Origin of the sequence: Halomonas koreensis (genome assembly GCF_031451675.1) — a bacterium.
Taxonomy (GTDB): domain Bacteria; phylum Pseudomonadota; class Gammaproteobacteria; order Pseudomonadales; family Halomonadaceae; genus Halomonas; species Halomonas koreensis.
Map to the genome: position 1 here is coordinate 67,834 of NZ_JARWAK010000004.1, position 24,999 is coordinate 92,832.

Sequence of the window (24,999 nt, forward strand, 5' to 3'; positions counted from 1 at the left end):
AGGGTGGCGCGGGCGACAAGCAAAGAGATCAGGATGATCTATTTGCTTGCCAGGTCAATAGCCGAGCCGGCGAGCGGCCACAAAAATGCGCCGCCCTGGCGGGCGGCGCGAAGACATGCTTGCCTTGAGAAGGACGTAGCCATGAATGGCTGATCACAATGTGGCACAATAATCTAAATCTGTACACCTCTTGTATATGAAAGACGCTGGCGCGAGACTCGACGCTCACCCCGAAAGCCTGGGAAGATCCCCGCTAGCGGATTGATCCACGCCCGACATGGAGGCCCAAGCGTGACCCCTAGACGACTCCTTCTGCTGATCGGCGGCTGGTTGACCGTCGCCCTGCTGGCGGTCTCGGCCCCGCTACAGGCCCAGACCGGCGAGGCGGCCGAGGCCTCGGCCAGCGCCAACAGCACCCTCGCCGACCTGCTCGAGAACCCCGACACCCGCCAGCAGCTGATCGACCAGCTGCGCGCCCAGGCGAACGCTGCCCCCCAGGCGGAGGCGCCCGCCGCGGTGGCCGAGCCGTCCCTGCCCCGCCGGCTGGCCGAGTTCACCAGCCGCATCGCCGGCGATCTCGGCGCGCAGGTGGGCCAGCTGGCCGAGGTCCTCGGCGGCCTCTTCCAGGGCGGCCTGCCCGGCGAGGGGGTCGACCTCGCGGCGCTGGCCAGCGCGACCCTCAACCTGGGGCTGGTGATCCTGGCCACGGTCGCGCTCTTCGTCGCCATCCGGCGCCTGGCGCGGCCGCTGTTCGCCCGCCTCAGCCAGTGGTCGCTGAACGGCCGTGGGCTGCAGCCGCTGCTGCGCCTGGTGCTCGGCGTGGCCCTGGCGGCGCTGATCGACGTGCTGGTGGTGGCGCTGGCCTACGTGGGCGGCAACCTGGTGGCCACCTTCGCGGTGGGCGAGAGCGGCGCCCTCTCGACCCGGGCCTCGCTGTTCCTCAACGCCTTCCTGATCATCGAGCTGCTCAAGGCCGCCGTGCGCACGCTGTTCGCCTCGCGCTACGAGGGCCTGCGCCTGCTGCCCATCGCCGCCGCGGACGCCTCCTACTGGAACCGCTGGATCGCGCGGTTGATCGGCCTGGCCGGCTACGGCCTGATGGTGGTGGTGCCGCTGGTCAACGCCTACCTGTCGCCGGCCCTGGGCGCCACCGTGGGCACCTTGATCATGCTCGGCGCCTACGCCTATGCGGTGACCGTGGTGCTGGGCAATCGCCAGCGCCTGCGCGACGGCCTGCAGCGCAAGGCCAAGGACACCACCATGGCCGCCAGCCGGGTCTCGCTGCAGCTGTTCGCCCGCACCTGGCACCTGTTCGCCCTGGCCTACTTCTCGGTGGTGCTGGTGCTGACCCTGACCCGGCCCGATAACGCCCTGCCCTTCGTGCTGCTGGCGACCCTGCAGACCCTGGTGGCCGTGCTGGGCGGCATGCTGGTGTCGTCCTTCCTGACCCAGACCATCGGCCGGCGCATCCGGCTGGGCGACGACCTGCGGCGCAAGCTGCCGATGCTGGAGCCGCGCCTCAACCGCTACGTGCCCACCGCCCTGCGGGTGATTCGCGCCGCCATCCTGCTGGCGGTGGTGATGCTGGTGCTCGCCGCCTGGGGCGCCTTCGACCTGGCCGGCTGGTACGCCTCCGAGGCGGGCCGCACCCTGCTGGGCCGCGCCGCCAGCGTCTTCGTGATCCTGGTGGTGGCCGCCGGCACCTGGCTGGCCCTGGCCAGCCTGATCGAGCACAAGCTGAGCCCGGAGACGGGCCGCGGCCTGCCCTCGGCGCGGACCCAGACGCTGCTGGCGCTGTTCCGCAATGCCCTGGCCATCGCCCTGATCACCCTGACCGCGATGATCGTGCTGGCCGAGATCGGCATCAACATCGGCCCGCTGATCGCCGGCGCCGGGGTGCTGGGCCTGGCCATCGGCTTCGGCGCCCAGAAGCTGGTCCAGGACATCATCACCGGCGTCTTCATCCAGGTGGAGAACGCCATGAACACCGGCGACGTGATCACCGTGGGCGGCATCACCGGCACCGCGGAGAAGCTCAGCATCCGCTCGGTGGGCATCCGCGACCTCAGCGGCACCTACCACATCGTGCCCTTCTCCAGCGTCGACACCGTCTCCAACTACATGCGCGACTTCGCCTACCACGTCGGCGAATACGGCATCGCCTACCGGGAGGACATCGACGAGGCCATCCAGGCCCTGCGCGACGCCTTCGACGAGCTGTCCGCCGACGAGGAGCAGAAGCCCCACCTGCTGGAACCGCTGGAGGTGGCCGGGGTAATCGCCCTGGCCGACAGCTCGGTGAACATCCGGGTGCGCATCATGACCACGCCGGGCAACCAGTGGGCCGTGGGCCGCGCCTACAACCGGCTGGTCAAGCGCCACTTCGACGCCGCCGGCATCGAGATCCCCTTCCCGCACACCACCCTCTACTTCGGGGCGGACAAGGAGGGCGGCGCGCCACCGGCCAACCTGCGCGTCATGCAGCAGAACTTCACCATCGACGGCAGCCCCGCGGGCCAGCCCCGCCACGGCGAGCACCGCGACGATCGCTACGATCCCCGCTCGACGCCTGCGGCGCCCCGGGAGGTGCACAACCAGGACGACGAGGGCTGATCCCCTCGTCCCGACTCCAACGCGAAGGGGGCTGCCGATCGGCAGCCCCCTTTGCGTTCCGGCCGGCGCGTCCCGGCGTCAGGACGCCGCCCGGGCACTGTTGCGCGCCAGGGTGTCCTCCGGCTCCACGGGCTGGGGCAGCGAGGGAAGCGACTTGTCGAGCAGCTCGACGCTCTGGCGGTAGTAGAGCTGGCTCTTGTTGTGCTCGCCCAGGTTGGCGTAGAGCCGCGCCAGCTCGGCGCACACCACGCCGCTGGGACGCTGGCGCTGGCTGGCCTCGAAGTACTCCTGAGCCTTGCCCCAGTAGGCGTTGCGCAGCGAGAGGCGCCCCAGGGTGAGCAGCAGGTCGGGATCGTTGGGGCGCTCCTGCAGCCACTTCTCGGCCACCACCAGCTGGCGGGCCGCATCCACCTCGAGCAGGCCGTAGCGCAGCACCAGCCGGCTGTCCCAGTGCTCCTTGAGGGAGTGGCGCAGCAGGCGCTCGGCGATGCCCTGCTCGTTGCCCCGCACCAGGGCCTCGGCGTAGAGCACGATCAGGTCGACGTCGCCGCGCAGGTGGTCGGGCATGTCCGCCCAGAGGTTGCGCACCCGCTCGATGTCGCCGGGCTCGCGGGCCTCGCGGGAGATCAGCTCGCGGTAGGCCTGCTGCTCAAGCTGCTCGCGTTCCTCCGGGGAGATCAGCTGCTGGGCGCCCAGCCGCGGCATCAGGCGGCGCAGGCCGTCCCAGTCGCTGAGGCTGATGTAGGCCTGCTTGAGCTGCTTGAGGACCTGGGGGTGGTTGGGCAGGTGTCGATCCAGGCGGGTGAGGATGGCCAGCGCCTCCTCGTACTGCTGGCGATCCAGCATCAGCTGGGCCTGCATCATGCCCACCGCGGTGTCGGCGCCCTCGGTGCTGAGGTGGGCGCGCTTGAGCAGGGTGTCCGCCTGCTCGTAGCGCCCCTGGTAGTGCGCCGCCAGGGCCGCGGAGAGGTAGTTCACCAGCGGCGTGCTGGAGTCGTCGGCGGCCTTGACCAGGGCCTTCTCGGCGCGCTTCCAGCGCCCCTCGGCCAGGGCCACCAGACCGCGCACGGTGCGCTTCATGGCGCTGCGATTGCGCGAGCGGCTGCTCCACACCTTGAAGCGCGTCACTGGGCGGGTCAGGCGCATCAGCAGGCGCAGCGCGAAGTGCAGCACGATGAAGGCGGCGAGCAGCACCACCAGGCCGAACCAGAAGGAGGTCTGGAAGGAGGTGTCGCCCACCCGCACCAGCCAGTAGCCAGGCACCGACATCATCAGCTGGCCGAACAGGGCCCCGACCGCCAGGCCGAGGACCACCAGCAGGATCAGCTTTCTCATGCCTCGTCTCCCTGGCCGCCGGCGCCGGCCTCGAAGCGGTGGTCGATGAAGCTCGCCAGCGCCTGCTGGGAGCCGCTGATGTCCGGCAGCTCCGGCCGGATGGCGCGTCCCTGGAGTTCCTCGAGGCGCGACAGCACCGCCTGGACGCCGGCGTGGTCGGTGTCGTAGTAGCCGCGGATCAGGGTCAGCGCCTTGTCCAGGCTGGCGTCATACAGCGGCTGCTCCTCCTTGAGCAGGGCCAGCTGGGCCTGCTCGAGGATCAGGCGCACGCTCTGGCGCAGGTAGGACTCCTGCTCCGGGGTGATCAGCGCCTCCAGGGCCTCGTCGTGGCGGCGCACCGTGACCAGGTCCTTGAGCTCCTCGCCGAAGCGCGCCAGCTGCTGCTGCCAGGCGCCGCTGGGCGCCTCCTCGATGGTGGCGTCGGCGGCGATCTCCTCGATGTCCTGGGCCAGCGGCAGGCCGGCGATGCGCTCCTGCTGGGCGTTGAGGGCCAGGTAGAGGCCGGAGCGGTCGACCCGCGGCACGGCTTCCAGGGCCGCCAGTTCCGAGGCGATCTCGCGGCGCACCGGCAGCAGCGCCGGGTTGTCGGCCTCGCGCAGCCGCTCGTCGGCGGTGCGCAGCAGCGCCGCGGCGCCCTGGACGTCGCGCTCCAGCTGCAGGCGCTGATTGGCCAGGCGCAGCAGGTAGGCGGCCTCGGCGTGCAGCCAGTCCCGCTCGTCGGCCTGCTGCTCGCTGGACAGCTCCTCGAGCACCCGGTCCAGGGCCTCGTCGACGCTGGCGCGATAGTCGGAGAAGTCGCCGCGCAGCGCCTCGAGGGCCTCGGACCGCTCGCGCTGGCCGCTCTCCAGCCGGCTCGCCAGGTCGTCCAGGGCGCCCTGGGTGGCGGGGCTGTCGGGCAGCGCGGCCAGGCGCTGCTGCTGGGTCTCCAGCTTCTGCCAGACCTGCCAGCCGAAGAGGCCGCCGCCGGCCCCCAGCAGGACCACCAGGCCCAGCGCCAGGGCGCCCGCCTTGCCGCCGCCGTGGCCGGAGTCGCCGCCGCCGGTCGCGCGCGCACCGCCCTGGCCACCCCCGGCGGCCTTGCCTCCGGCGGTCTTGCCCTTGCTCGAGGCTTTGGCGGTCGATCGCGAGGCGGCCGCCCCCTTGTCGTCGCTGCCGGCGGCCTTGGGCGCCGGGCCACGCTTGGTCGACTCGCCGCCCTTCTTCTCGTCCGGGGTCTCGGCCTCGGCGGAGGCGGACGGGGCGGCGCTCGCCTCCTGGCGCCCGGCCTCGTCGTTCCCGGAAGCGGCGCCCTTGCCCCGGCGCCGCGAGCGGCGCGACGACGAGCCGCCGGCCTTGCCGGCCTGCGCCGGGGTCGCCGAGGCGGCGTCGCCCGATGCGCCGGAGGGCGTCTGTTGTTCGTCCTGATCGTTGTGTTGATTGCTCATCTGTCGCTAGCCCTTCTCGAGATCGTCGTGATCGACATTGGCCTGCTCCGGGTCTGCCTCGGCCACGGCGGCCGCCAGCGCGGCGGGCGTGGCGCCGGACGCCACGACGGGGCGACGAAACCCCAGCGTGCCGGCCAGTGTAGCCAACCGGGTACTGGACACGATTAGCGGTTGGTGCAAGGCGGTCTCTGCGCACCATCTTGCCAGATGTTCGAGGATTTCTCCGCTGGTGACCACCAACGCCCGGTAGTCGCCCGCGGCCAGGCGGCGGCGCAGGGCCGCGGTGGGATCGAGCAGGCGGCGCCGGTAGACCGCCAGGCGGGTGAGGCGGGCGCCGCGCGCGGCCAGGGTCTCGGCGAGCAGCGTGCGCCCGCCCTCCCCGGCGACCAGCAGCACCCGCTGGTCGTCCAGGCGCCGCAGCGATCCCAGGGCGAGCAGCGCCTCGCTGGTGGTCTCGCCGCCCCCCGGGGGCACGTGCACGCGCACGCCCAGCTCGCGATGCAGGGTCTCGGCGGTGGCCGCGCCCACGGCGTAGTAGTCGATGCCGACCGGCAGCTGGGGCCAGTAACGATCCAGCACCGCGGCCAAGCACTCCGCGGCGTAGGGGCTGACCACCACCACCCGGCGGAATTGATCGAAGTCCAGCCAGGCGCCGCGGGTCTCGGCCGTTTCGGGCAACGGCTCCAGCGCCATGGCCTCGCCGCGCTCCACGGCGAAGCCGCGGGCGGCGATGGCCTCGGCCAGCGCGGCGGCCCGCGGGCCCGGGCGGCAGATCAGGACCGGCCCGGTCGCCATCAGCCGGCGCCGTAGACCTCGGCGAGGATCTCGCCGGCCCCCATGTCGAGCAGCTCCTCGGCCACCCGGATGCCCAGCGCCTCGGGCTCGTGGATCGAGCCGCGGCCCTCGGCACGCAGCACCTGGGTGCCCTCGGGGTTGCCGACCAGGGCCCGCAGCCACAGGGTCTGGCCGTCGTCCTCGAACACCGCATGGCCGCCGATCGGCACCTGACAGCCACCCTCGAGTCGGGTGTTCATGGCGCGCTCGGCGCGCACCCGGGTGGCGGTGGCCGGGTCGTCCAGCGGCGCCAGCAGCGAGATCAGCTCGGCGTCGTGCATGCGACACTCGATGCCCAGCGCACCCTGGCCGCAGGCCGGCAGGCAGACCTCCGGCGGCAGCTCCATGGCGATGCGCTCGCCGAGGCCCAGCCGCTTGAGGCCGGAGGTGGCCAGCAGGATGGCGTCGTACTCGCCGGCGTCGAGCTTGCCCAGACGGGTCTGGACGTTGCCGCGCAGGTTGAGCACCTCCAGATCGGGGCGGGCCTCGCGCATCTGCAGGCCGCGGCGCAGGCTGGAGGTGCCGATGCGCGCCCCCTCGGGCAGCGCGTCCAGGGAGGCGTAGTGGTTGGAGACGAAGGCGTCGGTGGGTTCGGCGCCCTCGAGGATCACCGACAGCCCCAGGCTCTCGGGGAAGTGCATGGGCACGTCCTTCATGGAGTGCACGGCGATGTCGGCGCGGCCGTCGAGCATCGCCTCCTCCAGTTCCTTGACGAACAGCCCCTTGCCGCCGACCTTGGCCAGCGGCGTGTCGAGGATCTTGTCGCCCCGCGTGGACATGGCCACCAGTTCCACCTCCAGGCCGGGATGGGCCGCCATCAGGCGGTCGCGGACGTGTTCGGCCTGCCACATGGCCAGTTGGCTCTTGCGGGTGGCGATACGCAGCGTTGTCATGGCTTGCACGTGGTTCTCCCCGTACCGGTTCGGTTGCGCCGGCGCCCTCGCGTCGGCGCCCGGTGATCTCGTGGTTTACCGACATCATAAAGTACCGTAGGGGCCAGGAAAAATCGCCGCCCCCCGGCACGGCCGGGGCAGGCGCCCCTCGCCTGCCCCCCGGACTCTGGTACACTTTCCGCCATGTCAAGCCGGCCCGCCGCCCGGCGCCCTCCCATCCCCCAGCCATGCAGGATGTCAGCCCGATGAGCCAAAGCCCGACGAACAACAGCACCAACCAGTCCTGGGGCGGCCGCTTCAGCGAGCCCACCGATGCCTTCGTCGCCCGCTTCACCGCCTCGGTCGACTTCGACCGGCGCCTGGCCCACCACGACATCCAGGGCTCGCGGGCTCACGCCACCATGCTGGCCCGGGTCGGGGTGCTCACCGAGGACGAGCGCGACGCCATCCTGGCCGGCCTGGACGAGGTCCAGGCCGAGATCGAGGCCGGCACCTTCGAGTGGTCGGTGGCCCTCGAGGACGTGCACATGAACATCGAGGCGCGCCTCACCGAGAAGATCGGCATCACCGGCAAGAAGCTGCACACCGGCCGCTCGCGCAATGACCAGGTGGCCACCGACATCCGCCTGTTCCTGCGCGACGAGATCGACACCGTGGCCGCCGAGCTGACCCGGCTGCGCCAGGGGCTGATCGCGCTGGCCGACCGCGAGGCCGAGACCATCATGCCCGGCTTCACCCACCTGCAGACCGCCCAGCCGGTGACCTTCGGCCACCACCTGCTGGCCTGGCAGGAGATGCTGGCCCGGGACCACGAGCGGCTGCTCGACTGCCGCAAGCGGGTCAACGTGCTGCCGCTGGGCGCCGCCGCCCTGGCCGGCACCACCTATCCCATCGATCGCCACGTCACCGCCGAGCTGCTGGGCTTCGACCGCCCCGCCGAGAACAGCCTCGACGCGGTCAGCGACCGCGACTTCGCCATCGAGTTCACCGCCTTCGCCAGCACCCTGCTGATGCACCTGTCGCGGATGAGCGAGGAGCTGGTGCTGTGGACCAGCGCCCAGTTCGACTTCATCGATCTGCCCGACCGCTTCTGCACCGGCTCCTCGATCATGCCGCAGAAGAAGAACCCGGACGTGCCGGAACTGGTGCGCGGCAAGACCGGCCGGGTCTACGGCCACCTGATGGGCATGCTGACGCTGATGAAGTCCCAGCCGCTGGCCTACAACAAGGACAACCAGGAGGACAAGGAGCCGCTGTTCGACGCCCTGACCACCGTCCAGGACTGCCTCAAGGCGTTCGCCGACATGATCCCGGCCATCGAGGCCAAGGCCGACAACATGCGCGAGGCCGCCCGCCAGGGCTTCTCCACCGCCACCGACCTGGCGGACTACCTGGTGTGCCGCGGCGTGGCCTTCCGCGACGCCCACGAGATCGTCGGCCAGTCGGTGGCCTACGGCATCGAGCAGGGCAAGGACCTCTCCGAGATGCGCCTCGAGGAGCTGCGCCAGTTCTCCGATGCCATCGAGGAGGACGTCTTCGCCGTGCTGACCCTGGAAGGCTCGGTGGCCGCCCGCAACCACATCGGCGGCACCGCCCCGGACCAGGTGCGCGCCGCCGCCCAGCGGGCTCGCGAGGCCCTGGCCGCGCTGACCGCCGAGCGCACCCCGGGAGGCGAGGACTGATGCGCCGCCTCGTCCCGCTCGCCCTGCTGGCGCTGGCCCTGCTGGCCGGCTGCGGCCAGAAGGGCCCGCTCTACCTGCCCGGCGACGAGGCCGCGGCGGAGCGCTACGGCCCCCGCGACGCCCGTCAGGCCGATGCCGACACCCCCGACACCCGCAGCGCCGACGAGGAAGACTGATGGACCATTTCGACTACCGCGACGGCGTGCTGCACGCAGAGGACGTCCCCTTGCCGCGCCTGGCCGAGGAATTCGGCACCCCCTGCTACGTCTACTCCAAGGCCACCCTGACGCGCCACTTCCGCGCCTACACCGAGGCCCTGGGCGGCCACCCGCACCTGATCTGCTACGCGGTCAAGGCCAACGCCAACCTGGCGGTGCTCAACCTGCTGGCCCGGCTCGGCGCCGGCTTCGACATCGTCTCGGTGGGCGAGCTGGAGCGGGTGCTGGCGGCCGGCGGCGACCCGGCCCGGGTGGTGTTCTCCGGCGTGGCCAAGGAGGAGAACGAGCTCGAGCGCGCGCTCGCCGTGGGCATCAAGTGCTTCAACGTCGAGTCCCGGGCCGAGCTGGAGCGCCTGGAGGCCGTGGCCCGCGGCATGGGCAAGATCGCCCCGGTGTCGCTGCGGGTCAACCCGGACGTCGACGCCGGCACCCACCCCTACATCTCCACCGGGCTCAAGGACAACAAGTTCGGCATCCCGGTGGACGAGGCCCGGGAGGTCTACCGCCGGGCCGCGGCCATGGAGCACGTGCGCGTGGCGGGCCTGGACTGCCACATCGGCTCCCAGCTCACCGACACCGCGCCCTTCCTCGACGCCCTCGACCGCCTGCTGGTGCTGCTCGAGCGGCTGCGCGAGGACGGCATCGAGATCGAGCACCTGGACCTGGGCGGCGGCCTGGGCGTGACCTATCGCGACGAGACCCCGCCCGCGCCCTTCGACTACGCCACCGCGCTGCTTGAGCGGCTGTCGCGCTGGCCGGGCAGCGAGCGGCTGACCCTGCTGTTCGAGCCGGGCCGCTCGATCGCCGCCAACGCCGGCGTGCTGCTGACCCGGGTGGAGTTCCTCAAGCCCGGCGAGACCAAGAACTTCGCCATCGTCGACGCGGCCATGAACGACCTGATCCGGCCCTCGCTGTACCAGGCCTGGCAGGCCATCCTGCCGGTCGACGCCACCGCATCCCGCGAGACCGGCACCTACGACGTGGTGGGCCCGGTCTGCGAGACCGGCGACTTCCTGGGCAAGGATCGCGACCTGGCCATCGCCCCCGGCGACCTGCTGGCGGTGCGCTCCGCCGGCGCCTACGGTTTCGTCATGGCCTCCAACTACAACAGCCGCCCGCGCCCGGCCGAGGTGATGGTCGACGGCGACCGCAGCCACCTGGTGCGCCGCCGCGAGCGTCTCGAGGACCTGTGGGCCGGCGAGGCGACGCTGCCCGACGACAGCGCGGAGACGCCCTGATGCTGCTGCATTTCACCAAGATGCACGGCCTGGGCAACGACTTCATGGTGGTCGACCTGATCACCCAGCGGGCCCGGCTGCGCGACGAGCAGATCCGCGCGCTGGCCGACCGCCGCTTCGGCATCGGCTTCGACCAGCTGCTGGTGGTCGAGCCGCCCCGCGACCCGGACATGGACTTCCGCTACCGGATCTACAACGCCGACGGCAGCGAGGTGGAGAACTGCGGCAACGGCGCCCGCTGCTTCGCGCGCTTCGTGCGCGACCAGCGCCTGACCCACAAGCGCGAGATCCGCGTCGAGACCGCCGGCGGCCCGCTGACCCTGGCGGTCGGCGAGGACGAGCGGGTGACCGTCGACATGGGCGCGCCGCGCTTCGCCCCCGAGGCCCTGCCCTTCGAGGCCGACGAGGATCGCCCGCTGCACGCCCTGGACGTCGACGGCCGCGCCCTCGAGGTGGGGGTGGTGTCGATGGGCAACCCCCACGCGGTACTGCGGGTCGACGACGTCGACAGCGCCCCGGTGGCGACCCTGGGCCCGGCCATCGAGCATCACCCGCGCTTCCCCCGTCGGGTCAACGCCGGTTTCATGCAGGTCGTGTCCCCCCATGAGATCCGGTTGAGGGTATACGAGCGGGGCAGCGGCGAGACCCTGGCCTGCGGCACCGGCGCCTGCGCCGCGGTGGCCACCGGCATCCGCCTGGGCTGGCTGGAGAGCCCGGTCACCGTGCACCTGCCCGGCGGCGACCTGGAGATCGCCTGGGCCGGCGGCGCGAGCCACCTGACCATGACCGGGCCCGCCGTGCGGGTCTTCGAGGGGCGCGTGCCCGTGAAGTGATCGCCCCCGCGGGCGTCGAAGCCAAGAGGAGAGCAAGCGCATGACCCGAGCCGCACCCGAGCCGCGCCAGACCCTGGACCCCGAGATGGTCGCCCAGTGGCTGGCCCGCCATCCGGACTTCTTCGTCGGTCGCGAGGGCCTGCTGCAGCAGCTGCGGGTGCCGCACCCCGAGGCCCGAGGCGCCACCTCCCTGCTGGAGCGGCTGGTGGCCGACCTGCGCAGCCGGGCCGAGCAGGCCGAGTGGCGCCTCGAGCACCTGCTGGAGTCGGCGCGGCACAACGAGGCCCAGTACCGGCGCACCCGCGAGCTGGTCCTGGCGCTGGTCGAGGCCGAGGATCGCGACGCCCTGGGCCAGGCCCTGGCCACCCAGTGCAGCGAGCGCTTCCAGACCCCGGCCCTGACGCTGTGGTGCCCGGCCGCCCTCACCGACGGCGAGCCCCGCCCGCCCCAGCCGCCCCGCCAGGTGCTGGACGACCACGTGGCCCAGCGCCTGGCCGCCCTGCTCGACGGCCGGACCAGCCGCTGCACCCGCCTGACGCCCACCGACTGGAAGCGCCTGGTGCCCCACCTCCCGGCCCCCGACACGGTCGGCTCCTGCGCCCTGGCGCGGCTGACCCTGGGCGAGCCGATGGGCTTCCTGGTGCTGGCCAGCCCCGACCCGGACCACTTCCGCGCCAGCATGGACACCCTGTTCACCGAATACGTCGGCGACGTGGTGGCCCGGCTGCTGGCCCGGCTGCCCGCGCCCCGCCATGGCTGAGACGCCCCTGGCCCGCCAGGTCGAGGCCTTCCTGGCGGAACTCGCCCGGACCGCCAGCCCGGCCACCGTGGCCGCCTACCGGCGCGACCTGGCGGCCCTGGCCGACTTCCTCGCCGGGCAGGGCATCGAGGACGGCGGCACCCTCGATACAGCCCTGCTGCGCCGCTTCCTGGGCGGCGAGCGGGCCCGGGGCCTGGCGCCGCGCAGCCTGGCCCGGCGCCGCGCGGCGATCTCGGCCTTCGCCGAGCACCTCCGGCGGGACGGCCGCCTGGCCCACAACCCGACGACGCTGGTGAAGACGCCCCGGGCGCCCCGGGACCTGCCGCGACCGGTGGACGTGGACGCCCTGGCGCGCTTCCTGGATACCCCTCACGACGGCTCGCCGCTGGCGGTGCGCGACCAGGCCATGCTCGAGCTGCTCTACTCCAGCGGCCTGCGCCTCGCGGAACTGGCCGGCCTGGACCTGCCCGACCTGCAGTCGGCGCGGGTGCGCGTGCTGGGCAAGGGCGCCCGCCCCCGCCAGGTGCCGGTGGGCCGCCGGGCCCGCGGGGCCCTGGACGCCTGGCTGGGGGTGCGCGGCGCCCTGGCGAAGGACGGCGAGCCGGCGCTGTTCGTCGGCGCCCGGGGCGGCCGGCTCGGCCACCGGGCCATCCAGCAGCGCCTGGCCCGGCTGGCCAAGGTGCGCGGGCTCGACGAGCACCTGCATCCCCACCGCCTGCGCCACTCCTTCGCCAGCCACCTGCTGGAGTCCAGCCAGGACCTGCGCGCCGTGCAGGAACTGCTGGGCCACGCCAACCTGTCCACCACCCAGGTCTACACCCGCCTGGACTGGCAACACCTGGCGGCCGGCTACGATGCGGCCCACCCCCGGGCGCGCCGCCGCCCCGACGACAGCGACTGACGCCATGATCCGAGCGCCCTTCCAGGCCCTGACCTTCGACCTCGACGACACCCTCTGGGACAACGGCGGGGTGATGGCCGCCACCGAGACCGGCCACTACGCCTGGCTCGACGAGGCGCTGGCCCGCTGGCTCGCCGAGCGCGGCGAGGCCGACCTGGGGCGCTTCGCCGCACGCTTCCCCCTCGAGGCCTACCAGCGACGCCGGCGCGAGCTGGCCGAGCGCCACCCCCTGCGCCGCGGCGACTTCACCTGGCTCCGGGAGCAGGCCCTGCTCGGCCTGCTGGAGGCCTTCGGGCTGCCCCGGGCGGCGGCCTGGCTATGGGCGCTGGCGGCGATGGAGCGCTTCCACGACCTGCGCCTGCGGGTCTCGCCCTATCCGGAGGTGGAGCCGATGCTGGCCACGCTGGGCCGGCACTACCGACTGGGCGCCATCACCAACGGCAACCTGGCCTTCGATCGCCTGCCGCTGCGCCGCCACTTCGCGGTGGCCATCGCCGCCGGCGAGATGCACACCCCCAAGCCGGATCCCCGCCCCTTCCTGCTGACCCTGGCCAAGCTCGGCGCGACGCCGGCCCGGGCGATGCACATCGGCGATTCCTGGCAGGAGGACGTGCTGCCGGCGGTGCGGCTGGGCATGCAGGCGGCCTGGATCGCCGGCGACACGCCCCACGGCGCGCCGCTGCCGGCGGGCGTGCACCGGCTCTCGCATGTCCGCGAGCTGCCGGCGCTGCTGGAGAAGCTGGGGCGGGGATGACTCAAGAGGGCAACCCCGAGGAAAAACGCGGCGAGCGACGGCCAGGCTAGGCAACCGACGCCGCAGAAGCGGAGTTTACGAGCAGTAAATGAGCCTTCTAAGGCGGCGGGTAACGCCGCCTGGCCGAGCGCAGTCCGTTTTTACCGGGGTTCGGCCAGAAGCCAGTCGTCGAGGCGTGCATGCACCTCCTCGATGCCGTCCTTCTTGAGCGCCGAGAACAGCTGGATGGTGACCAGGTCCTCCCACTCGCGCAGCCGCGAGCGCACCTGCTGGAGGGCGCCCTTGGCGGCGCCGCGCTTCAGCTTGTCGGCCTTGGTCAGCAGGATGTGCACCGGCATCTCGGCCTCGTCGGCCCAGCCGAGCATCATCTGGTCGAACTCGGAGAGCGGGTGGCGCACGTCCATCAGCAGCACCAGCCCGCGCAGCGAGGCGCGGCGGCGCAGGTAGTCGGCCAGGTGGCGCTGCCACTCCAGCTTGACCTTGTCCGGCACCTTGGCATAGCCGTAGCCGGGCAGGTCGACCAGCCGGCGCTCGGCGGTGTCGTCCAGGCCGAAGAAGTTGATCAGCTGGGTCCGCCCGGGGGTCTTGGAGGTGCGGGCGAGCGCCTTCTGCCGCGTCAGCGCGTTGATGGCGCTGGACTTGCCGGCGTTGGAGCGGCCGGCGAAGGCCACCTCGGCCCCGGCGTCGGCGGGGCAGGCCGCCAGGGTGGGGGCGCTGGTGAGGAAGCGGGCGGCCTGGTAGTTGAGTCGCGACATGGCGGGCAGTTCCTGACGTCGATCAAGGGGATCACGGGTTGCATTCCCGCAGCCTCGGTGTTCCGTTATACTGCAGTCACTTTTGTCTGCGACCCGGGGCGCATCAGTATATCACCGTGCGCCCGCCGGCAGCGACCGAGCCCAGGGCCGCCACCGGCGGGCATTCCCGGCGGCCGTCGCGCCGGGGTACGTAACGTTCAACAACGAAACGGCACGTGGATTTGCGATGAGAAAGCTACTGGCAAGCCTGGCAATCACCCTGGGCGCCGTCGGCGCCGCCCATGCAGACCTCCAGTCGGAGGCGGACGCCGCCGCCGGCCGCGAGAAGGCGCAGACCTGCGCCGCCTGCCACGGCCAGGAAGGCATCAGTGCGGCACCGACCTTCCCCAACCTGGCCGGCCAGCAGGCCTCCTACCTGGCCAAGCAGATCATGGACATCCGCGACGGCCACCGCAACGTCGCCCAGATGGCCGGCCAGGTGGACGACTTCTCGGACCAGGACGCCTGGGACGTGGCCGTCTACTACGCCGGCAAGGATGCCGAGCTCGGCCAGGCCGACCCGGCGCCGGAGCTGCTCGAGCACGGTCGCGAGCTGTATCGCGCCGGCGACCTGGCGAAGGGCCTGCCGGCCTGCGCCGCCTGCCACTCGCCCACCGGCCAGGGCATCGGCAGCGCCGTGTATCCCGCCCTCTCCGGCCAGAAGACCGACTACCTGCGCTCGACCCTGAACGACTTCGCCGCGGGCGAGCGGGCCAACGATCCCAATGCCATCATGCGCGACATCGCCTCCAAGATGAGCGATCGCGACATGGAAGCGGTGGTCAACTACGTGCGCGGCCTGCACTGAGGCCGCCGCCACGTCGCGCCGGCGCACCCGGCGATGGAGGGCGGCCGCGGGCCGCCCTCGTCGTTTCCGGGAACCCCATGGCCGCGCGGGACTCCAAGGCCGCGGACGCCGGCCGCCCGGCGCCGCCCCGGATCCAGAACCCCTCAAGGAGAGCCCCTGCATGTTCAAGTCCCTGATCGTCGCCGTGGCCGGCCTCGGCCTGTCCACCCTCGCCTCCGCCGCCAGCCTGGTGGAAGGGCAGCACTACACCACCCTGGACGAGCCCGTGCCGACGCAGGTCGCCGACGACCGGATCGAGGTCACCGAGGCCTTCTGGTACGGCTGCCCGCACTGCTATGCCCTGGAGGACACCCTCAACGCCTGGGTCGACGGGCTGCCCGAGGACGTGGCCTTCCAGCGCCTGCCGGCCACCATGGGCGGCGCCTGGAATCGGCATGCCGCCCTCTTCTATGCCGCCGAGGCGCTGGGCATCCGGGAGCGGATCCACGACGACGTCTTCCACGCCATCCACGAGAAGGGCGCCGAGCTGACCGCGGACGGCGACATCGCCGCCTTCTTCGCCGACTACGGCGTCGCCGAGGACGAGGCCCGTGAGGCGCTGAACGCCTTCGGGGTCAAGTCCCAGGTGAACCAGGCACACGCGCGGATGCGCAACATGCGGCTGATGGGCGTGCCGGCGCTGATCGTCGACGGCCGCTACGTGGTGACCCCGAGCAGCGCCGGCAGCCTCGACAACATGCCGCAGGTCGCCGAGGCGCTGGTGGCCAAGGTCCGCGAGGACCGGGCGAACTGACATGACCCCTTCCCCCGCCGAGCGACGCTGGCCCCGCCGGGAGGCGGAGCATCTCGCGCTGCTGACCTTCAACCTGCAGGTCGGCATCCAGACCTCGGCGTTTCACCACTACCTGACGCGCAGCTGGCAGCACCTGTTGCCACATCCCCGGCGCCTGGCCCGCCTCGATGCCATGAGCGAGGTGCTGGGCGCCTTCGATGTCGTCGGCCTCCAGGAGGTCGACGGCGGCAGCTTCCGCTCCGGCCACGTCAACCAGGTCGAGTACCTGGCCGGCCGGGCCGGCTTTCCCCATCACTACCAGCAGCTCAACCGCAACCTGGGGCGCGTCGCCCAGCACAGCAACGGCCTGCTCTCGCGGCTGCCCCCGGCGCGGGTCGAGGAGCACCGCCTGCCCGGCACCCTGCCCGGGCGCGGCGCCATTCACGCCCGCTTCGGCGAGGGCCCCGACGCCCTGCACGTCTTCGTCGCCCACCTGGCGCTCAGCCATCGCGGCCGGGTACGCCAGCTCGACTACCTCAGCCGCCTGGTCCGGCCGCTGCGCCACGTGGTGGTGATGGGCGACCTCAACTGCACCCCCGACCAGCTCCATGCCCACTCGCGGTTCCGCGACGCCCTGCCCCTGCATCCGGTGCGGCCGCCGCTGAGCTATCCCTCCTGGCAGCCGCGGCGGGCGCTGGACCACATCCTGCTCTCCGACTCCCTGGACGCCGACCGGGTCGAGGTGCTGGATCACCTCTTCTCCGACCACCTGCCGGTGGCCATCGACGTGCGCCTGCCCGACGCCTGCCTCGAGACCCTGGCCAAGGGGTAAGACCAATGTCGACCCCCGCCCTGTAACACCCGTTCGTCAAATCCCGTATAGTCGAGCGGAGCCGCAACCGTGCGGCGCTAACACCCTGACGTCACAGCAATCTCGAGCGATTCCCATGCCCCGATCAAGCGCCCTGCCGCGCCTCGTCGACCGGCTCGACCGCCTCTCCGAGTGGCTCGGTCGCGGCCTCTCCTGGCTGGTCCTGGCCATGATGCTGATCCAGTTCCTGATCGTGGTGCTGCGCTACGCCTTCAGCGTCAACAGCATCCCCATGCAGGAATCGGTGATGTACCTCCACGCCGCGGTGTTCATGCTCGCCGCCGGCTATACCCTGCGCCACGACGGCCATGTGCGGGTGGACATCTTCTATCGGGCCATGACCGCCAGGCGCAAGGCGCTGGTGGACCTCGCCGGCACCCTGCTGCTGCTGACGCCGGTGATGGTCTTCGTGATCCTGGTGAGCCTGGGCTATGTGGGCAAGTCCTGGCGCATCCTCGAGGGCTCGCCGGAGTCCGGGGGCATCCCCGGCGTCTTCCTGCTCAAGACCCTGATCCCGCTGTTCGCCGGCCTGATGCTCCTGCAGGGCCTGGTGGAGGCCTGGCGCAACCTGCTGATCCTGACCGGCCGCCTCGACCCCGAGGCCGGGCATCCCGACCACCACGAGGAGCACCTGTGATGCTGGAGTTCATGCCGCTGGTGCTGTTCGTGGTGATCTGCACCGTCCTGATGTTCGGCTACCCGGTCGCGCTGTCCCTGGCCGGCACCGCCCTGGCCTTCGCCGGCCTGGGAATGGGCCTGGAGTCGCTGGGCATCGACGCCCACTTCGATGCCGGCTACCTGAACGCCTTCCCCAACCGCCTCTACGGCATCATGACCAACCAGACGCTGCTGGCGGTGCCGCTGTTCGTGCTGATGGGCGTGCTGCTGGAGAAGTCCCGGGTGGCCGAGACCCTGCTCGAGGCCATGGCGCTGCTGTTCGGCTCGCTGCGCGGCGGGCTGGGCATCTCGGTGACCCTGGTGGGGATGCTGCTGGCCGCGTCCACCGGCATCGTCGGCGCCACCGTGGTGACCATGGGCCTGATGTCGCTGCCCACCATGCTCAAGCGCGGCTACAGCATGCCGCTGGCCACCGGCACCATCTGCGCCACCGGCACCCTGGGCCAGATCATTCCCCCGTCCATCGCCCTGGTGCTGCTCGGCGACGTGCTGTCGTCCGCCTACCAGCAGGCCCAGCTGTCGATGGGCATCTTCAGTCCCAAGACCGTCTCGGTGGGCGATCTCTTCATGGGCGCGCTGGTGCCGGGACTGATCCTGGTGGTCCTGTACATCCTCTACGTGGCCGTGACCGCCTGGCTGAAGCCGGCCGCCGCCCCGGCGGTGGATCGCCGCGAGCTGATGGCCGAGCTGGGCCACGAGGGCGGCCTGGGCCTGCTGCTGCTCAAGGGGCTGGTGCCGCCCATCGTGCTGATCGTGGTGGTGCTGGGCTCGATCCTCGGCGGCTTCGCCACGCCCACCGAGGCCTCGGCGGTGGGCGCCTTCGGCGCCCTGATGCTGGCCCTGGCCTACCGCCGGCTGGATGTCGCCACCCTCAGGGAGGTGCTGCGCTCCACGGTCAACGTCACCACCATGGTGTTTTTGATCCTGATCGGCGCGGCGCTGTTCTCGCTGGTGTTCCGCGCCTACGGCGGCGAGGAGCTGGTCACCCAGCTGTTCGAGAACATGCCCGGCGGCGTGATCGGCGCCACCCTGATCGTGATGCTGGTGATCTTCCTGCTCGGCTTCATCCTCGACTTCATCGAGATCACCTTCGTGGTGGTGCCCATCGTCGGCCCGATCCTGCTGGCCATGGGCCTGGACCCGATCTGGCTGGGCATCATGATCGCCATCAACCTGCAGACGTCCTTCCTGACGCCGCCCTTCGGCTTCGCGCTGTTCTACCTGCGCGGCGTGGCGCCGGCATCGGTGCCCACCGGGGCGATCTACCGCGGGGTCATCCCCTTCATCGTGCTGCAGCTCGGCATGCTGCTGGCCCTGGCCTGGTTCCCGGAGCTGGCGACCTGGCTGCCCAACACCTTCTGAGCCGCGAGCGTTAACCCCCGGCGCGGCGATCCCGCGCCAGGGGGGCTACAGTGACTCGCGACGCCACCACGGGAGGGCCAGCGGTCCTCCCCATCCGGCCCCCGGGCCATGTCCCACAAGGCACACAAGAGAGGGAAACGCATGCAACCCAAAGCACTCGCCCTGGCCGTGTCCGGCGCCGCCGCCGGCCTGATGCTGGTCTCCGGCGCCGCCCAGGCCCAGGAGACCTTCGAATGGAAGATGGTGACCTCCTGGCCCAAGAACTTCCCCGGCGTCGGCCAGGGGCCGGAACGCCTGGCGGAGCTGGTCGAGCAGATGTCCGACGGCCGGCTGAGCATCGAAGTGTTCGGCGCCGGCCAGCTGGTGCCCGGCTTCGAGGTCTTCGACGCCGTCTCCGACGGCACCGCCGAGCTGGGCCACTCCGCCTCCTACTACTGGAAGGGCAAGGCCCCGGCCGCCCAGTTCTTCGCCGCGGTGCCCTTCGGCATGAACGCCCAGGAGATGAACGCCTGGCTGCACTACGGCGGCGGCCTGGAGCTGTGGAACGAGCTCTACGACGACTTCGGGGTCGACGTCATGGCCGCCGGCGCCTCCGGCGTGCAGATGGGCGGCTGGTTCAACGAGGAGATCGAGTCCGTCGACGACCTGGACGGCCTGAAGATGCGCATGCCGGGCCTCGGCGGCGAGGTCATGAGCCGCATGGGCGTGGCCATCGTCAACATGCCGGGCGGCGAGATCTTCACCTCGCTGCAGTCCGGCGCCATCGACGCCACCGAGTGGATCGGGCCCTACAACGACCTGGCCTTCGGCCTGCACCAGGCCGCGGACTACTACTACTATCCCGGCTGGCACGAGCCCACGGTGATGTTCGAGGCCATCGTCAACGAGGAGGCCATGGCCTCGCTGCCCGACGACCTCCAGGCGATCCTGCGCACCGCCATCCGCGACGTGAACCAGGACGTGCTCGACGAGTACACGGCGCGCAACAACGACGCCCTGGAGACCCTGGTCAACGAGCACGACGTCGAGCTGCGGCGCCTGCCGGACGACGTCCTGGCCCAGGCCCAGGCGCACTCCGAGGACGTGGTCGCCGAGCTGGCCGAGTCCAGCGAGATGGCCCACAAGATCCACGACTCCTACCGCGCCTTCCAGGAGAAGGTGGTGAACTACCACGCCATCTCCGAGCAGGCCTACTACAACGCCCGCAACCCGGAGGGCGACACCACCTCCGCCGAGTAAGGGCACGGCGCCGTACCGCGCGGGGCCGCCTTCGGGCGGCCCCGTTGCGTTGGGCTAGCTACAGTAGGGCGCCAGCCAGGCTCCGGCCATCGCCAGCACCACGGCATAGCGCCCGCCCTTGGCGACCAGGATCCACAGCGTGGCCCGCCACCAGGGCAGGCGGAAGATCCCCGCCAGCACGCTGAGCGGGTCGCCGATCAGCGGCGCCCAGGCCAGCAGCAGGCTCGCCTCGCCGCCGCGGCGGTAGCAGCGCTCCGCCCGGGCCAGGCCGCGCGGCGACACCGGAAACCAGCGACGATCCTGGAAGTGCCGGGCATATCGCCCCAGCCCCACGTTGACCAGGCTGCCCAGCACGTTGCCCGCGGTGGCCGCCGCCCACAGCGCCAGGGGCGCGCCGCCCTGGCACCACTGCCGGGCCAGCCAGGCCTCGGAGCCGCCCGGCAGCAGGGTGGCGCTGGCCAGGGCTACCAGGAACAGGCTCAGCATGGCCGCCGGCCGCACGCCTGGCGTATGCTGTGCGCCGGATTCACGCGACAAGACGACAACACCATGTCCTCCATTCCCCATACCCTGACCATCGCCGGGTCCGACCCCTCGGGGGGCGCGGGCCTGCAGGGCGACCTCAAGACCCTCTCGGCGCTGGGCACCTATGCCACCAACGTGATCACCGCGGTGATCGCCCAGAACACCACCGGCGTGGCCGCCGTCCATCCGGTGCCCGCCGCGGTGATCGGCGAACAGCTGGACAACCTGCTCGACGACGTGCGGCTCGACGCGGTCAAGATCGGCATGGTGGCCGACCGCGCGGTCGCCGAGACCCTGGCCGAGGCGCTGCGCCGCCGCCGGCCGCGCTGGATCGTACTCGACCCGGTGATGGTGGCCAAGAGCGGCGACGCCCTGGTGGACGCCGCCGGCATCGCCGCGGTGCGCGACGTCCTGGTCCCGCTGGCCGACGTCATCACCCCCAACCTGCCCGAGGCGGCGGTGCTCCTCGACGCCGAGACGCCCCGCACCCCGGAGGCCATGGAGGCCATGCTGCCCGGCCTGCAGGCCCTCCGGGCGCCCTATGTGCTGCTCAAGGGCGGCCATCTGAGCGGCGAGCACTGCCCGGACCTGCTGGCCGGCCCGACGGGCAGCCGCTGGCTGTCCGCCCCGCGCATCGCCACCGACAACCTCCACGGCACCGGCTGCGCGCTGTCCTCGGCGATCGCCGCCCGGCTGGCGCACCTGCCCCCCGAGGCCTCGGACGACGCCATCGTCGCCGCCATCGGCGAGGCCAAGGCCTGGCTGCATGCGGCCCTGGACGCCAGCCGGCGGCTGTCGGTGGGCCGGGGCCGGGGGCCCGTGCACCACTTCCACGCCTGGTGGTAGCCGGATCGGCTTGCAGGGGCGGCCGGGGGCGCCCATCCTGAAACGGCCACCTACCGGTCGCACGAGGGCCGTGCCATGACTCGCACCCTGCTGTTCGCCTGTGATCTGTCCGCCGAGAACCGCGCCGCCTTCGCCCGCGCCATCCGCCTGGCCGGCGAGAGCGGCGCGCGGCTCGACATCGTCCACGTGCTCGACCCCTACCTGCCCCACCGCGTGCTCCACGACCTCGAGGAGGCGGTGGTCGCGGATATCGCCGCCACCCTCACCGACATCCGCGAGGACTATGCCCTGGCGGAGCCGACGCACCTGATCCAGACGGTGGCCGGCGCCCCCTACGCCGAGATCATCCGCGAGGCCCACGAGCGCGCCGCGGACATGATCATCCTCGGCGCCCACCGCAAGCGCGGCCAGCCGGACCTGGTCGGCGGCACCACCCTGGCCCGGGTGCTGCGCGGGGCCCCCTGCCCGGTGCTCTCGGTGAGTCACCCGGCCAGCCAGGAGTGGCGGGACATCCTGGTCCCGGTGGACTTCTCGCTGACCTGCCGTCACACCCTGCGCGAGACCCTCAAGCGCTTCCCCGAGGGCCGGCTGACCCTGCTGCATGCCTGGAACATCCCCGGCGAGCGCGAGCTCGGCTCCGACACCGGCTATGCCCGCTGGCGGGACCAGGAGGTGGCCCGGCTGCGCCGGCACCTGGAACAGGAGACCGAGCGGCTGCTGGGCGAACTCGACGCCGTACCCGAACTGGAGCTGGAGCTGGAGCAGGGCGAGCCGCTGGAGGTGCTGATGAGCCGCCTGCGCCGCCAGCCGCCGGACCTGCTGGCCCTGGGCAGCCGCGGCCAGCCCAGCCGGCAGAGCCAGATCACCGAGCGCCTGCTGGCCGAGCCCCACTGCGACATCATGCTGTGCCGGGCCTGGTGAACGCCCCATTCCACAGAACTTGTACAACCTGACGATGTCTGCATAGGAGTCGACGACGCCACCCCCGGAGGTGTTCCCATGCGCATCGCCCTAACGCGCGCGACCGCCCTGCCGATCGCCCTGGCCCTGCTCCTCGCCCTGCCCCCTGAGGCCGGCGCCGGCGTCGAGGGGGTGCGCTTCGACGCTCGCCTCGAGGTCGAGGGCCGCCCCTACCGGCGCCTCGGCCAGGGCCTGTTCCGCTACCTGATCTGGGACGCCTATGCCGGCGCCTACTACCAGGCCGAGGGCTTCCCCCGTCCCGCGCCGCAGGCCGCCGAGGTGCCCCGGCGCCTGGAGCTCGAGTACTTCCGCGCCATCGCCGCCGAGGACTTCGCCGAGGTCACCCGCGACACTCTGCGCGAGCAGCTCGACGACGACGCCTTCCGCTCCCTGTCGCCGGCGCTGTCGGCCTTCAACGCCCGTTATCGGGACGTCGCCCCGGGGGATCGCTACGCCCTGACCTGGACCGGCGACACCCTGACCCTGGCCCTCAACGGGGAGGTCCTCTATGCGCGCCCCGAGCCGCGGCTGGCCGACGCCCTGTTCGGCATCTGGCTCGGCGAGGCGCCGCTCGGCGACGGCTTCCGGGACGCCCTGCTGGGGCGCTGAGCCGGCCGCGTGCTAGGCTGCGACCTTCCAGCCAGCCAGCCGAGAGGAAGCCCCCATGAAAGCCCTGATCCAGCGCGTCCGCCAGGCCAGCGTGACGGTGGACGGCCGCGAGACCGGCGCCATCGACCACGGCCTGCTGGCCTTCATCGGCGTGGAGCGTGACGACGACGAGGTCCAGGCCGAGCGGCTGCTGCACAAGCTGCTGCACTACCGGGTGTTCTCCGACCCGGAGGGCAAGATGAACCGCAACCTGCAGCAGGCCGAGGGCGGCCTGCTGCTGGTCTCGCAGTTCACCCTGGCGGCCGATACCCGCAAGGGCATGCGCCCCAGCTTCTCCAGCGCCGCCCCGCCCGCCGAGGGCCAGCGGCTGTTCGACCACCTGGTCGCCAGGGCCCGCGCGGCTTGGCCGGGGGTCGCCACCGGCGAGTTCGGCGCCGACATGCAGGTCGCCTTGATCAACGACGGGCCGGTGACCTTCCTGCTGGAGAGCCGCTAGCTCCGCAGGGGGGAGGCCGCAGGGGGCCGTGCCGCCCGCGACCTCGCCCGCCCCCTCCTTTGGTCGTAGGCGCAAAAATTGGAAATCATTTGCGCATAGTGGACAATGCCCACCCTAAACTGTGTACAAAAACAATCGGTAATTGTCCCCATGGCCAGACCCGGCACCAGCACGTCCGTCTTCGAGTTCCAGGGCCGCCCGCCGCTGCTGCGCGCCCTGCCGCTCTCCCTGCAGCATATCCTGGCCATGATCATGGGCACGGTCGCCGTGCCGATCATCGTGGCCGGCGCCGTGGGCATGCGCCTCGGCGAGACCATGCTGCTGATCCAGATCTCGCTGCTCGCCTCGGGGGTCTCCACCCTGCTGCAGCTGTACGGCATCCGGCGCTTCGGCGCCCGGCTGCCCGCCATCTTCGGGGTGGGCTTCGCCTACGTGCCGACCCTGACCGCGGTGGGCGCCCAGTACGGCATCGAGGGCATCCTCGGCGCCCAGGTGCTGGGCGGGCTGGCGATGATCCTGGTGGGGCTGTGCATCCAGCGCATCCGCCACTTCTTCCCCCCGGTGGTCGCCGGCACCGTGGTGCTGGTCATCGGCCTGTCGCTCTATGACATCGCCGTCAACTACATGGGCGGGGGCATCGACCAGCCCGGCTACGGCGAGCCCAGGCAATGGCTGGTGGCCGGCGTCACCCTCGGCGTGGTGCTGCTGATCTCCCAGTTCGCGCGGGGCTTCCTCAAGCTCTCGGCGATCATCTGCGGCATCCTGGTGGGCTACGGCCTGGCGCTGGCGCTGGGCATGGTGGACTTCGCGCCGGTTCGCGAGGCCGCCTGGGTCAGCGCGCCACGGCTGCTGCCCTTCGAGCTGGAATTCCACCCGGCGGCCATCGTCTCCATGCTGATCATCTGCGTGATCAACTCGGTGCAGACCATCGGCGACCTGTCGGCCACCACCGTGGGCGGCCTGGACCGGGAACTGGGGCGCCGCGAGCTATCCGGCGGGCTGCTCGGCAACGGCCTGTGCACCACCCTGGGCTCGCTGTTCGGCGCCCTGCCCACCGCGTCCTACAGCCAGAACGTGGGCATCGTGGCCATGACCAAGGTGATCAGCCGCACCGTGCTGGCCCTGGCCGCGGGCTTCATGCTGCTGGCCGGGCTGATGCCCAAGTTCGGGGCCCTGATGACCACCATCCCCTACCCGGTGCTGGGCGGCGCCACCATCACGGTGTTCGGCATGATCACCATGACCGGCATCCAGCTGCTGACCCGCGACGAGCTCTCGTCCCGCAATATCACCATCGCCAGCCTGTCGGTGGCCCTGAGCATGGGCATCTACGCCGCCCCGGGGGCCATCGCCGGCTTCCCGGAGACGCTCAAGCTGGTGATCGGCGGCTCGCCGATCGTGGTGGCCGCCCTGGTCTCGGTCACCCTGAACCTGGCCCTGCCGCGCAAGAGCCTCGACGACGAGCGCCGCGAGCGGGAGGCCATCGCCGAGGCCATGCAGGACGAGGGCGACGCCACGCGCCCGCTGCGCCCCGCCCGCCAGGGCTCCTGATCC

The 24,999-nt window shown here is 71.7% G+C and carries 24 protein-coding genes and 1 pseudogene; 19 read left to right on the plus strand and 6 right to left on the minus strand.

Annotated elements, in window-relative coordinates; genetic code table 11:
- Positions 1-291: 291 nt before the first annotated feature.
- Entirely contained in the window at positions 292-2,613 is a 2,322-nt protein-coding gene (locus tag QC818_RS06190; protein WP_309651971.1) for a mechanosensitive ion channel domain-containing protein, read from the plus strand.
- A 78-nt stretch (positions 2,614-2,691) separates the two neighbouring features.
- On the opposite strand, the gene QC818_RS06195 is transcribed toward QC818_RS06190, so the two are convergent.
- Genes QC818_RS06195 through hemC form a run of 4 tightly spaced genes read right to left on the minus strand, consistent with a single transcriptional unit; the run spans position 2,692 to position 7,099 of the window.
- Positions 2,692-3,948 carry a heme biosynthesis HemY N-terminal domain-containing protein gene (locus tag QC818_RS06195; protein WP_309651972.1) on the minus strand — a complete coding sequence of 419 codons (1,257 nt, stop codon included), beginning with the start codon at positions 3,946-3,948 and terminating at the stop codon, positions 2,692-2,694.
- Entirely contained in the window at positions 3,945-5,372 is a 1,428-nt protein-coding gene (locus tag QC818_RS06200) for a uroporphyrinogen-III C-methyltransferase (RefSeq protein ID WP_309651973.1), read from the minus strand. The genes QC818_RS06195 and QC818_RS06200 overlap by 4 nt, the downstream gene beginning before the upstream one ends.
- 6 nt (positions 5,373-5,378) lie before the next feature.
- Positions 5,379-6,167, minus strand: coding sequence for a uroporphyrinogen-III synthase (locus QC818_RS06205; RefSeq protein ID WP_309651974.1), 789 nt, complete (start codon positions 6,165-6,167; stop codon positions 5,379-5,381).
- Positions 6,167-7,099, minus strand: coding sequence for a hydroxymethylbilane synthase (gene hemC, locus QC818_RS06210; RefSeq protein ID WP_374710061.1), 933 nt, complete (start codon positions 7,097-7,099; stop codon positions 6,167-6,169). The genes QC818_RS06205 and hemC overlap by 1 nt, the downstream gene beginning before the upstream one ends.
- A gap of 245 nt (positions 7,100-7,344) precedes the next feature.
- Here hemC and argH point away from each other — a divergent pair, with 245 nt between their 5' ends.
- The 7 genes and pseudogenes from argH (at position 7,345) to QC818_RS06245 (ending at position 13,485) form a co-directional block, all read left to right on the plus strand.
- Positions 7,345-8,781, plus strand: coding sequence for an argininosuccinate lyase (gene argH / locus QC818_RS06215; RefSeq protein WP_309651976.1), 1,437 nt, complete (start codon positions 7,345-7,347; stop codon positions 8,779-8,781).
- Positions 8,781-8,891 (plus strand): annotated as a pseudogene (gene lptM / locus QC818_RS18425) (LPS translocon maturation chaperone LptM); the annotation flags it as partial. The gene argH and the pseudogene lptM, both read left to right, overlap by 1 nt.
- A 65-nt stretch (positions 8,892-8,956) precedes the next feature.
- A complete protein-coding gene (lysA, locus tag QC818_RS06225; RefSeq protein WP_309651977.1) occupies positions 8,957-10,237 on the plus strand; it encodes a diaminopimelate decarboxylase in 1,281 nt (426 codons plus the stop codon).
- The gene (gene dapF / locus QC818_RS06230; RefSeq protein WP_309651978.1) at positions 10,237-11,070 is read left to right on the plus strand and encodes a diaminopimelate epimerase; all 834 of its coding nucleotides are present in this window, start codon (positions 10,237-10,239) and stop codon (positions 11,068-11,070) included. The genes lysA and dapF overlap by 1 nt, the downstream gene beginning before the upstream one ends.
- A 40-nt stretch (positions 11,071-11,110) precedes the next feature.
- Positions 11,111-11,830: a DUF484 family protein gene (locus QC818_RS06235; protein ID WP_309651979.1), complete on the plus strand. Its 720-nt coding sequence runs from the start codon at positions 11,111-11,113 to the stop codon at positions 11,828-11,830.
- A complete protein-coding gene (locus tag QC818_RS06240; RefSeq protein WP_309651980.1) occupies positions 11,823-12,731 on the plus strand; it encodes a tyrosine recombinase XerC in 909 nt (302 codons plus the stop codon). The genes QC818_RS06235 and QC818_RS06240 overlap by 8 nt, the downstream gene beginning before the upstream one ends.
- A gap of 4 nt (positions 12,732-12,735) precedes the next feature.
- Positions 12,736-13,485 carry an HAD family hydrolase gene (locus QC818_RS06245; RefSeq protein ID WP_309651981.1) on the plus strand — a complete coding sequence of 250 codons (750 nt, stop codon included), beginning with the start codon at positions 12,736-12,738 and terminating at the stop codon, positions 13,483-13,485.
- Positions 13,486-13,625: 140 nt separating this feature from the next.
- Here the strand turns inward: QC818_RS06245 and yihA are convergent, their stop codons facing one another.
- On the minus strand, positions 13,626-14,240 hold the full coding sequence (yihA, locus tag QC818_RS06250) for a ribosome biogenesis GTP-binding protein YihA/YsxC (protein ID WP_309651982.1): 615 nt from the start codon (positions 14,238-14,240) through the stop codon (positions 13,626-13,628).
- A 226-nt stretch (positions 14,241-14,466) separates the two neighbouring features.
- Here yihA and QC818_RS06255 point away from each other — a divergent pair, with 226 nt between their 5' ends.
- From QC818_RS06255 to QC818_RS06280, 6 genes are all read left to right on the plus strand, one after another.
- Positions 14,467-15,087, plus strand: coding sequence for a c-type cytochrome (locus QC818_RS06255; protein ID WP_309651983.1), 621 nt, complete (start codon positions 14,467-14,469; stop codon positions 15,085-15,087).
- Positions 15,088-15,247: 160 nt separating this feature from the next.
- Positions 15,248-15,880 carry a thiol:disulfide interchange protein DsbA/DsbL gene (locus QC818_RS06260; protein WP_309651984.1) on the plus strand — a complete coding sequence of 211 codons (633 nt, stop codon included), beginning with the start codon at positions 15,248-15,250 and terminating at the stop codon, positions 15,878-15,880.
- Position 15,881: 1 nt separating this feature from the next.
- Entirely contained in the window at positions 15,882-16,691 is an 810-nt protein-coding gene (locus QC818_RS06265; RefSeq protein ID WP_309651985.1) for an endonuclease/exonuclease/phosphatase family protein, read from the plus strand.
- Between the two features lie 115 nt (positions 16,692-16,806).
- Positions 16,807-17,367 carry a TRAP transporter small permease subunit gene (locus QC818_RS06270; protein WP_309651986.1) on the plus strand — a complete coding sequence of 187 codons (561 nt, stop codon included), beginning with the start codon at positions 16,807-16,809 and terminating at the stop codon, positions 17,365-17,367.
- Positions 17,367-18,770, plus strand: coding sequence for a TRAP transporter large permease (locus QC818_RS06275; protein WP_309651987.1), 1,404 nt, complete (start codon positions 17,367-17,369; stop codon positions 18,768-18,770). The genes QC818_RS06270 and QC818_RS06275 overlap by 1 nt, the downstream gene beginning before the upstream one ends.
- A 141-nt stretch (positions 18,771-18,911) precedes the next feature.
- A complete protein-coding gene (locus QC818_RS06280; protein WP_309651988.1) occupies positions 18,912-20,009 on the plus strand; it encodes a TRAP transporter substrate-binding protein in 1,098 nt (365 codons plus the stop codon).
- A 54-nt stretch (positions 20,010-20,063) separates the two neighbouring features.
- On the opposite strand, the gene QC818_RS06285 is transcribed toward QC818_RS06280, so the two are convergent.
- Positions 20,064-20,495, minus strand: coding sequence for a YqaA family protein (locus tag QC818_RS06285; RefSeq protein WP_309651989.1), 432 nt, complete (start codon positions 20,493-20,495; stop codon positions 20,064-20,066).
- 63 nt (positions 20,496-20,558) lie between these two features.
- Here QC818_RS06285 and thiD point away from each other — a divergent pair, with 63 nt between their 5' ends.
- The 5 genes from thiD (at position 20,559) to QC818_RS06310 (ending at position 24,996) form a co-directional block, all read left to right on the plus strand.
- Positions 20,559-21,380 carry a bifunctional hydroxymethylpyrimidine kinase/phosphomethylpyrimidine kinase gene (thiD, locus tag QC818_RS06290; protein ID WP_309651990.1) on the plus strand — a complete coding sequence of 274 codons (822 nt, stop codon included), beginning with the start codon at positions 20,559-20,561 and terminating at the stop codon, positions 21,378-21,380.
- A gap of 75 nt (positions 21,381-21,455) precedes the next feature.
- Complete coding sequence (locus QC818_RS06295; protein WP_309651991.1) at positions 21,456-22,301, plus strand: universal stress protein; 846 nt, start codon at positions 21,456-21,458, stop codon at positions 22,299-22,301.
- Between the two features lie 78 nt (positions 22,302-22,379).
- Positions 22,380-22,949 (plus strand): chalcone isomerase family protein, encoded by a 570-nt coding sequence (locus tag QC818_RS06300; protein WP_309651992.1) that lies wholly within the window; start codon positions 22,380-22,382, stop codon positions 22,947-22,949.
- Positions 22,950-23,004: 55 nt separating this feature from the next.
- Entirely contained in the window at positions 23,005-23,445 is a 441-nt protein-coding gene (dtd, locus tag QC818_RS06305; protein WP_309651993.1) for a D-aminoacyl-tRNA deacylase, read from the plus strand.
- 150 nt (positions 23,446-23,595) lie between these two features.
- Positions 23,596-24,996, plus strand: a complete 1,401-nt coding sequence (locus QC818_RS06310; RefSeq protein WP_309651994.1) for a uracil-xanthine permease family protein — start codon at positions 23,596-23,598, stop codon at positions 24,994-24,996.
- Positions 24,997-24,999 lie beyond the last annotated feature (3 nt).

Excerpts from the sequence above, each read along its gene's own strand:
- QC818_RS06195 (WP_309651972.1), bottom strand. The coding sequence starts at position 3,948 with ATGAGAAAGCTGATCCTGCTGGTGGTCCTCGGCCTGGCGGTCGGGGCC.
- QC818_RS06200 (WP_309651973.1), bottom strand. The coding sequence starts at position 5,372 with ATGAGCAATCAACACAACGATCAGGACGAACAACAGACGCCCTCCGGC.
- QC818_RS06205 (WP_309651974.1), bottom strand. The coding sequence starts at position 6,167 with ATGGCGACCGGGCCGGTCCTGATCTGCCGCCCGGGCCCGCGGGCCGCC.
- hemC (WP_374710061.1), bottom strand. The coding sequence starts at position 7,099 with ATGACAACGCTGCGTATCGCCACCCGCAAGAGCCAACTGGCCATGTGG.
- argH (WP_309651976.1), top strand. The coding sequence starts at position 7,345 with ATGAGCCAAAGCCCGACGAACAACAGCACCAACCAGTCCTGGGGCGGC.
- lysA (WP_309651977.1), top strand. The coding sequence starts at position 8,957 with ATGGACCATTTCGACTACCGCGACGGCGTGCTGCACGCAGAGGACGTC.
- dapF (WP_309651978.1), top strand. The coding sequence starts at position 10,237 with ATGCTGCTGCATTTCACCAAGATGCACGGCCTGGGCAACGACTTCATG.
- QC818_RS06235 (WP_309651979.1), top strand. The coding sequence starts at position 11,111 with ATGACCCGAGCCGCACCCGAGCCGCGCCAGACCCTGGACCCCGAGATG.
- QC818_RS06240 (WP_309651980.1), top strand. The coding sequence starts at position 11,823 with ATGGCTGAGACGCCCCTGGCCCGCCAGGTCGAGGCCTTCCTGGCGGAA.
- QC818_RS06245 (WP_309651981.1), top strand. The coding sequence starts at position 12,736 with ATGATCCGAGCGCCCTTCCAGGCCCTGACCTTCGACCTCGACGACACC.
- yihA (WP_309651982.1), bottom strand. The coding sequence starts at position 14,240 with ATGTCGCGACTCAACTACCAGGCCGCCCGCTTCCTCACCAGCGCCCCC.
- QC818_RS06255 (WP_309651983.1), top strand. The coding sequence starts at position 14,467 with ATGAGAAAGCTACTGGCAAGCCTGGCAATCACCCTGGGCGCCGTCGGC.
- QC818_RS06260 (WP_309651984.1), top strand. The coding sequence starts at position 15,248 with ATGTTCAAGTCCCTGATCGTCGCCGTGGCCGGCCTCGGCCTGTCCACC.
- QC818_RS06265 (WP_309651985.1), top strand. The coding sequence starts at position 15,882 with ATGACCCCTTCCCCCGCCGAGCGACGCTGGCCCCGCCGGGAGGCGGAG.
- QC818_RS06270 (WP_309651986.1), top strand. The coding sequence starts at position 16,807 with ATGCCCCGATCAAGCGCCCTGCCGCGCCTCGTCGACCGGCTCGACCGC.
- QC818_RS06275 (WP_309651987.1), top strand. The coding sequence starts at position 17,367 with ATGCTGGAGTTCATGCCGCTGGTGCTGTTCGTGGTGATCTGCACCGTC.
- QC818_RS06280 (WP_309651988.1), top strand. The coding sequence starts at position 18,912 with ATGCAACCCAAAGCACTCGCCCTGGCCGTGTCCGGCGCCGCCGCCGGC.
- QC818_RS06285 (WP_309651989.1), bottom strand. The coding sequence starts at position 20,495 with ATGCTGAGCCTGTTCCTGGTAGCCCTGGCCAGCGCCACCCTGCTGCCG.
- thiD (WP_309651990.1), top strand. The coding sequence starts at position 20,559 with ATGTCCTCCATTCCCCATACCCTGACCATCGCCGGGTCCGACCCCTCG.
- QC818_RS06295 (WP_309651991.1), top strand. The coding sequence starts at position 21,456 with ATGACTCGCACCCTGCTGTTCGCCTGTGATCTGTCCGCCGAGAACCGC.
- QC818_RS06300 (WP_309651992.1), top strand. The coding sequence starts at position 22,380 with ATGCGCATCGCCCTAACGCGCGCGACCGCCCTGCCGATCGCCCTGGCC.
- dtd (WP_309651993.1), top strand. The coding sequence starts at position 23,005 with ATGAAAGCCCTGATCCAGCGCGTCCGCCAGGCCAGCGTGACGGTGGAC.
- QC818_RS06310 (WP_309651994.1), top strand. The coding sequence starts at position 23,596 with ATGGCCAGACCCGGCACCAGCACGTCCGTCTTCGAGTTCCAGGGCCGC.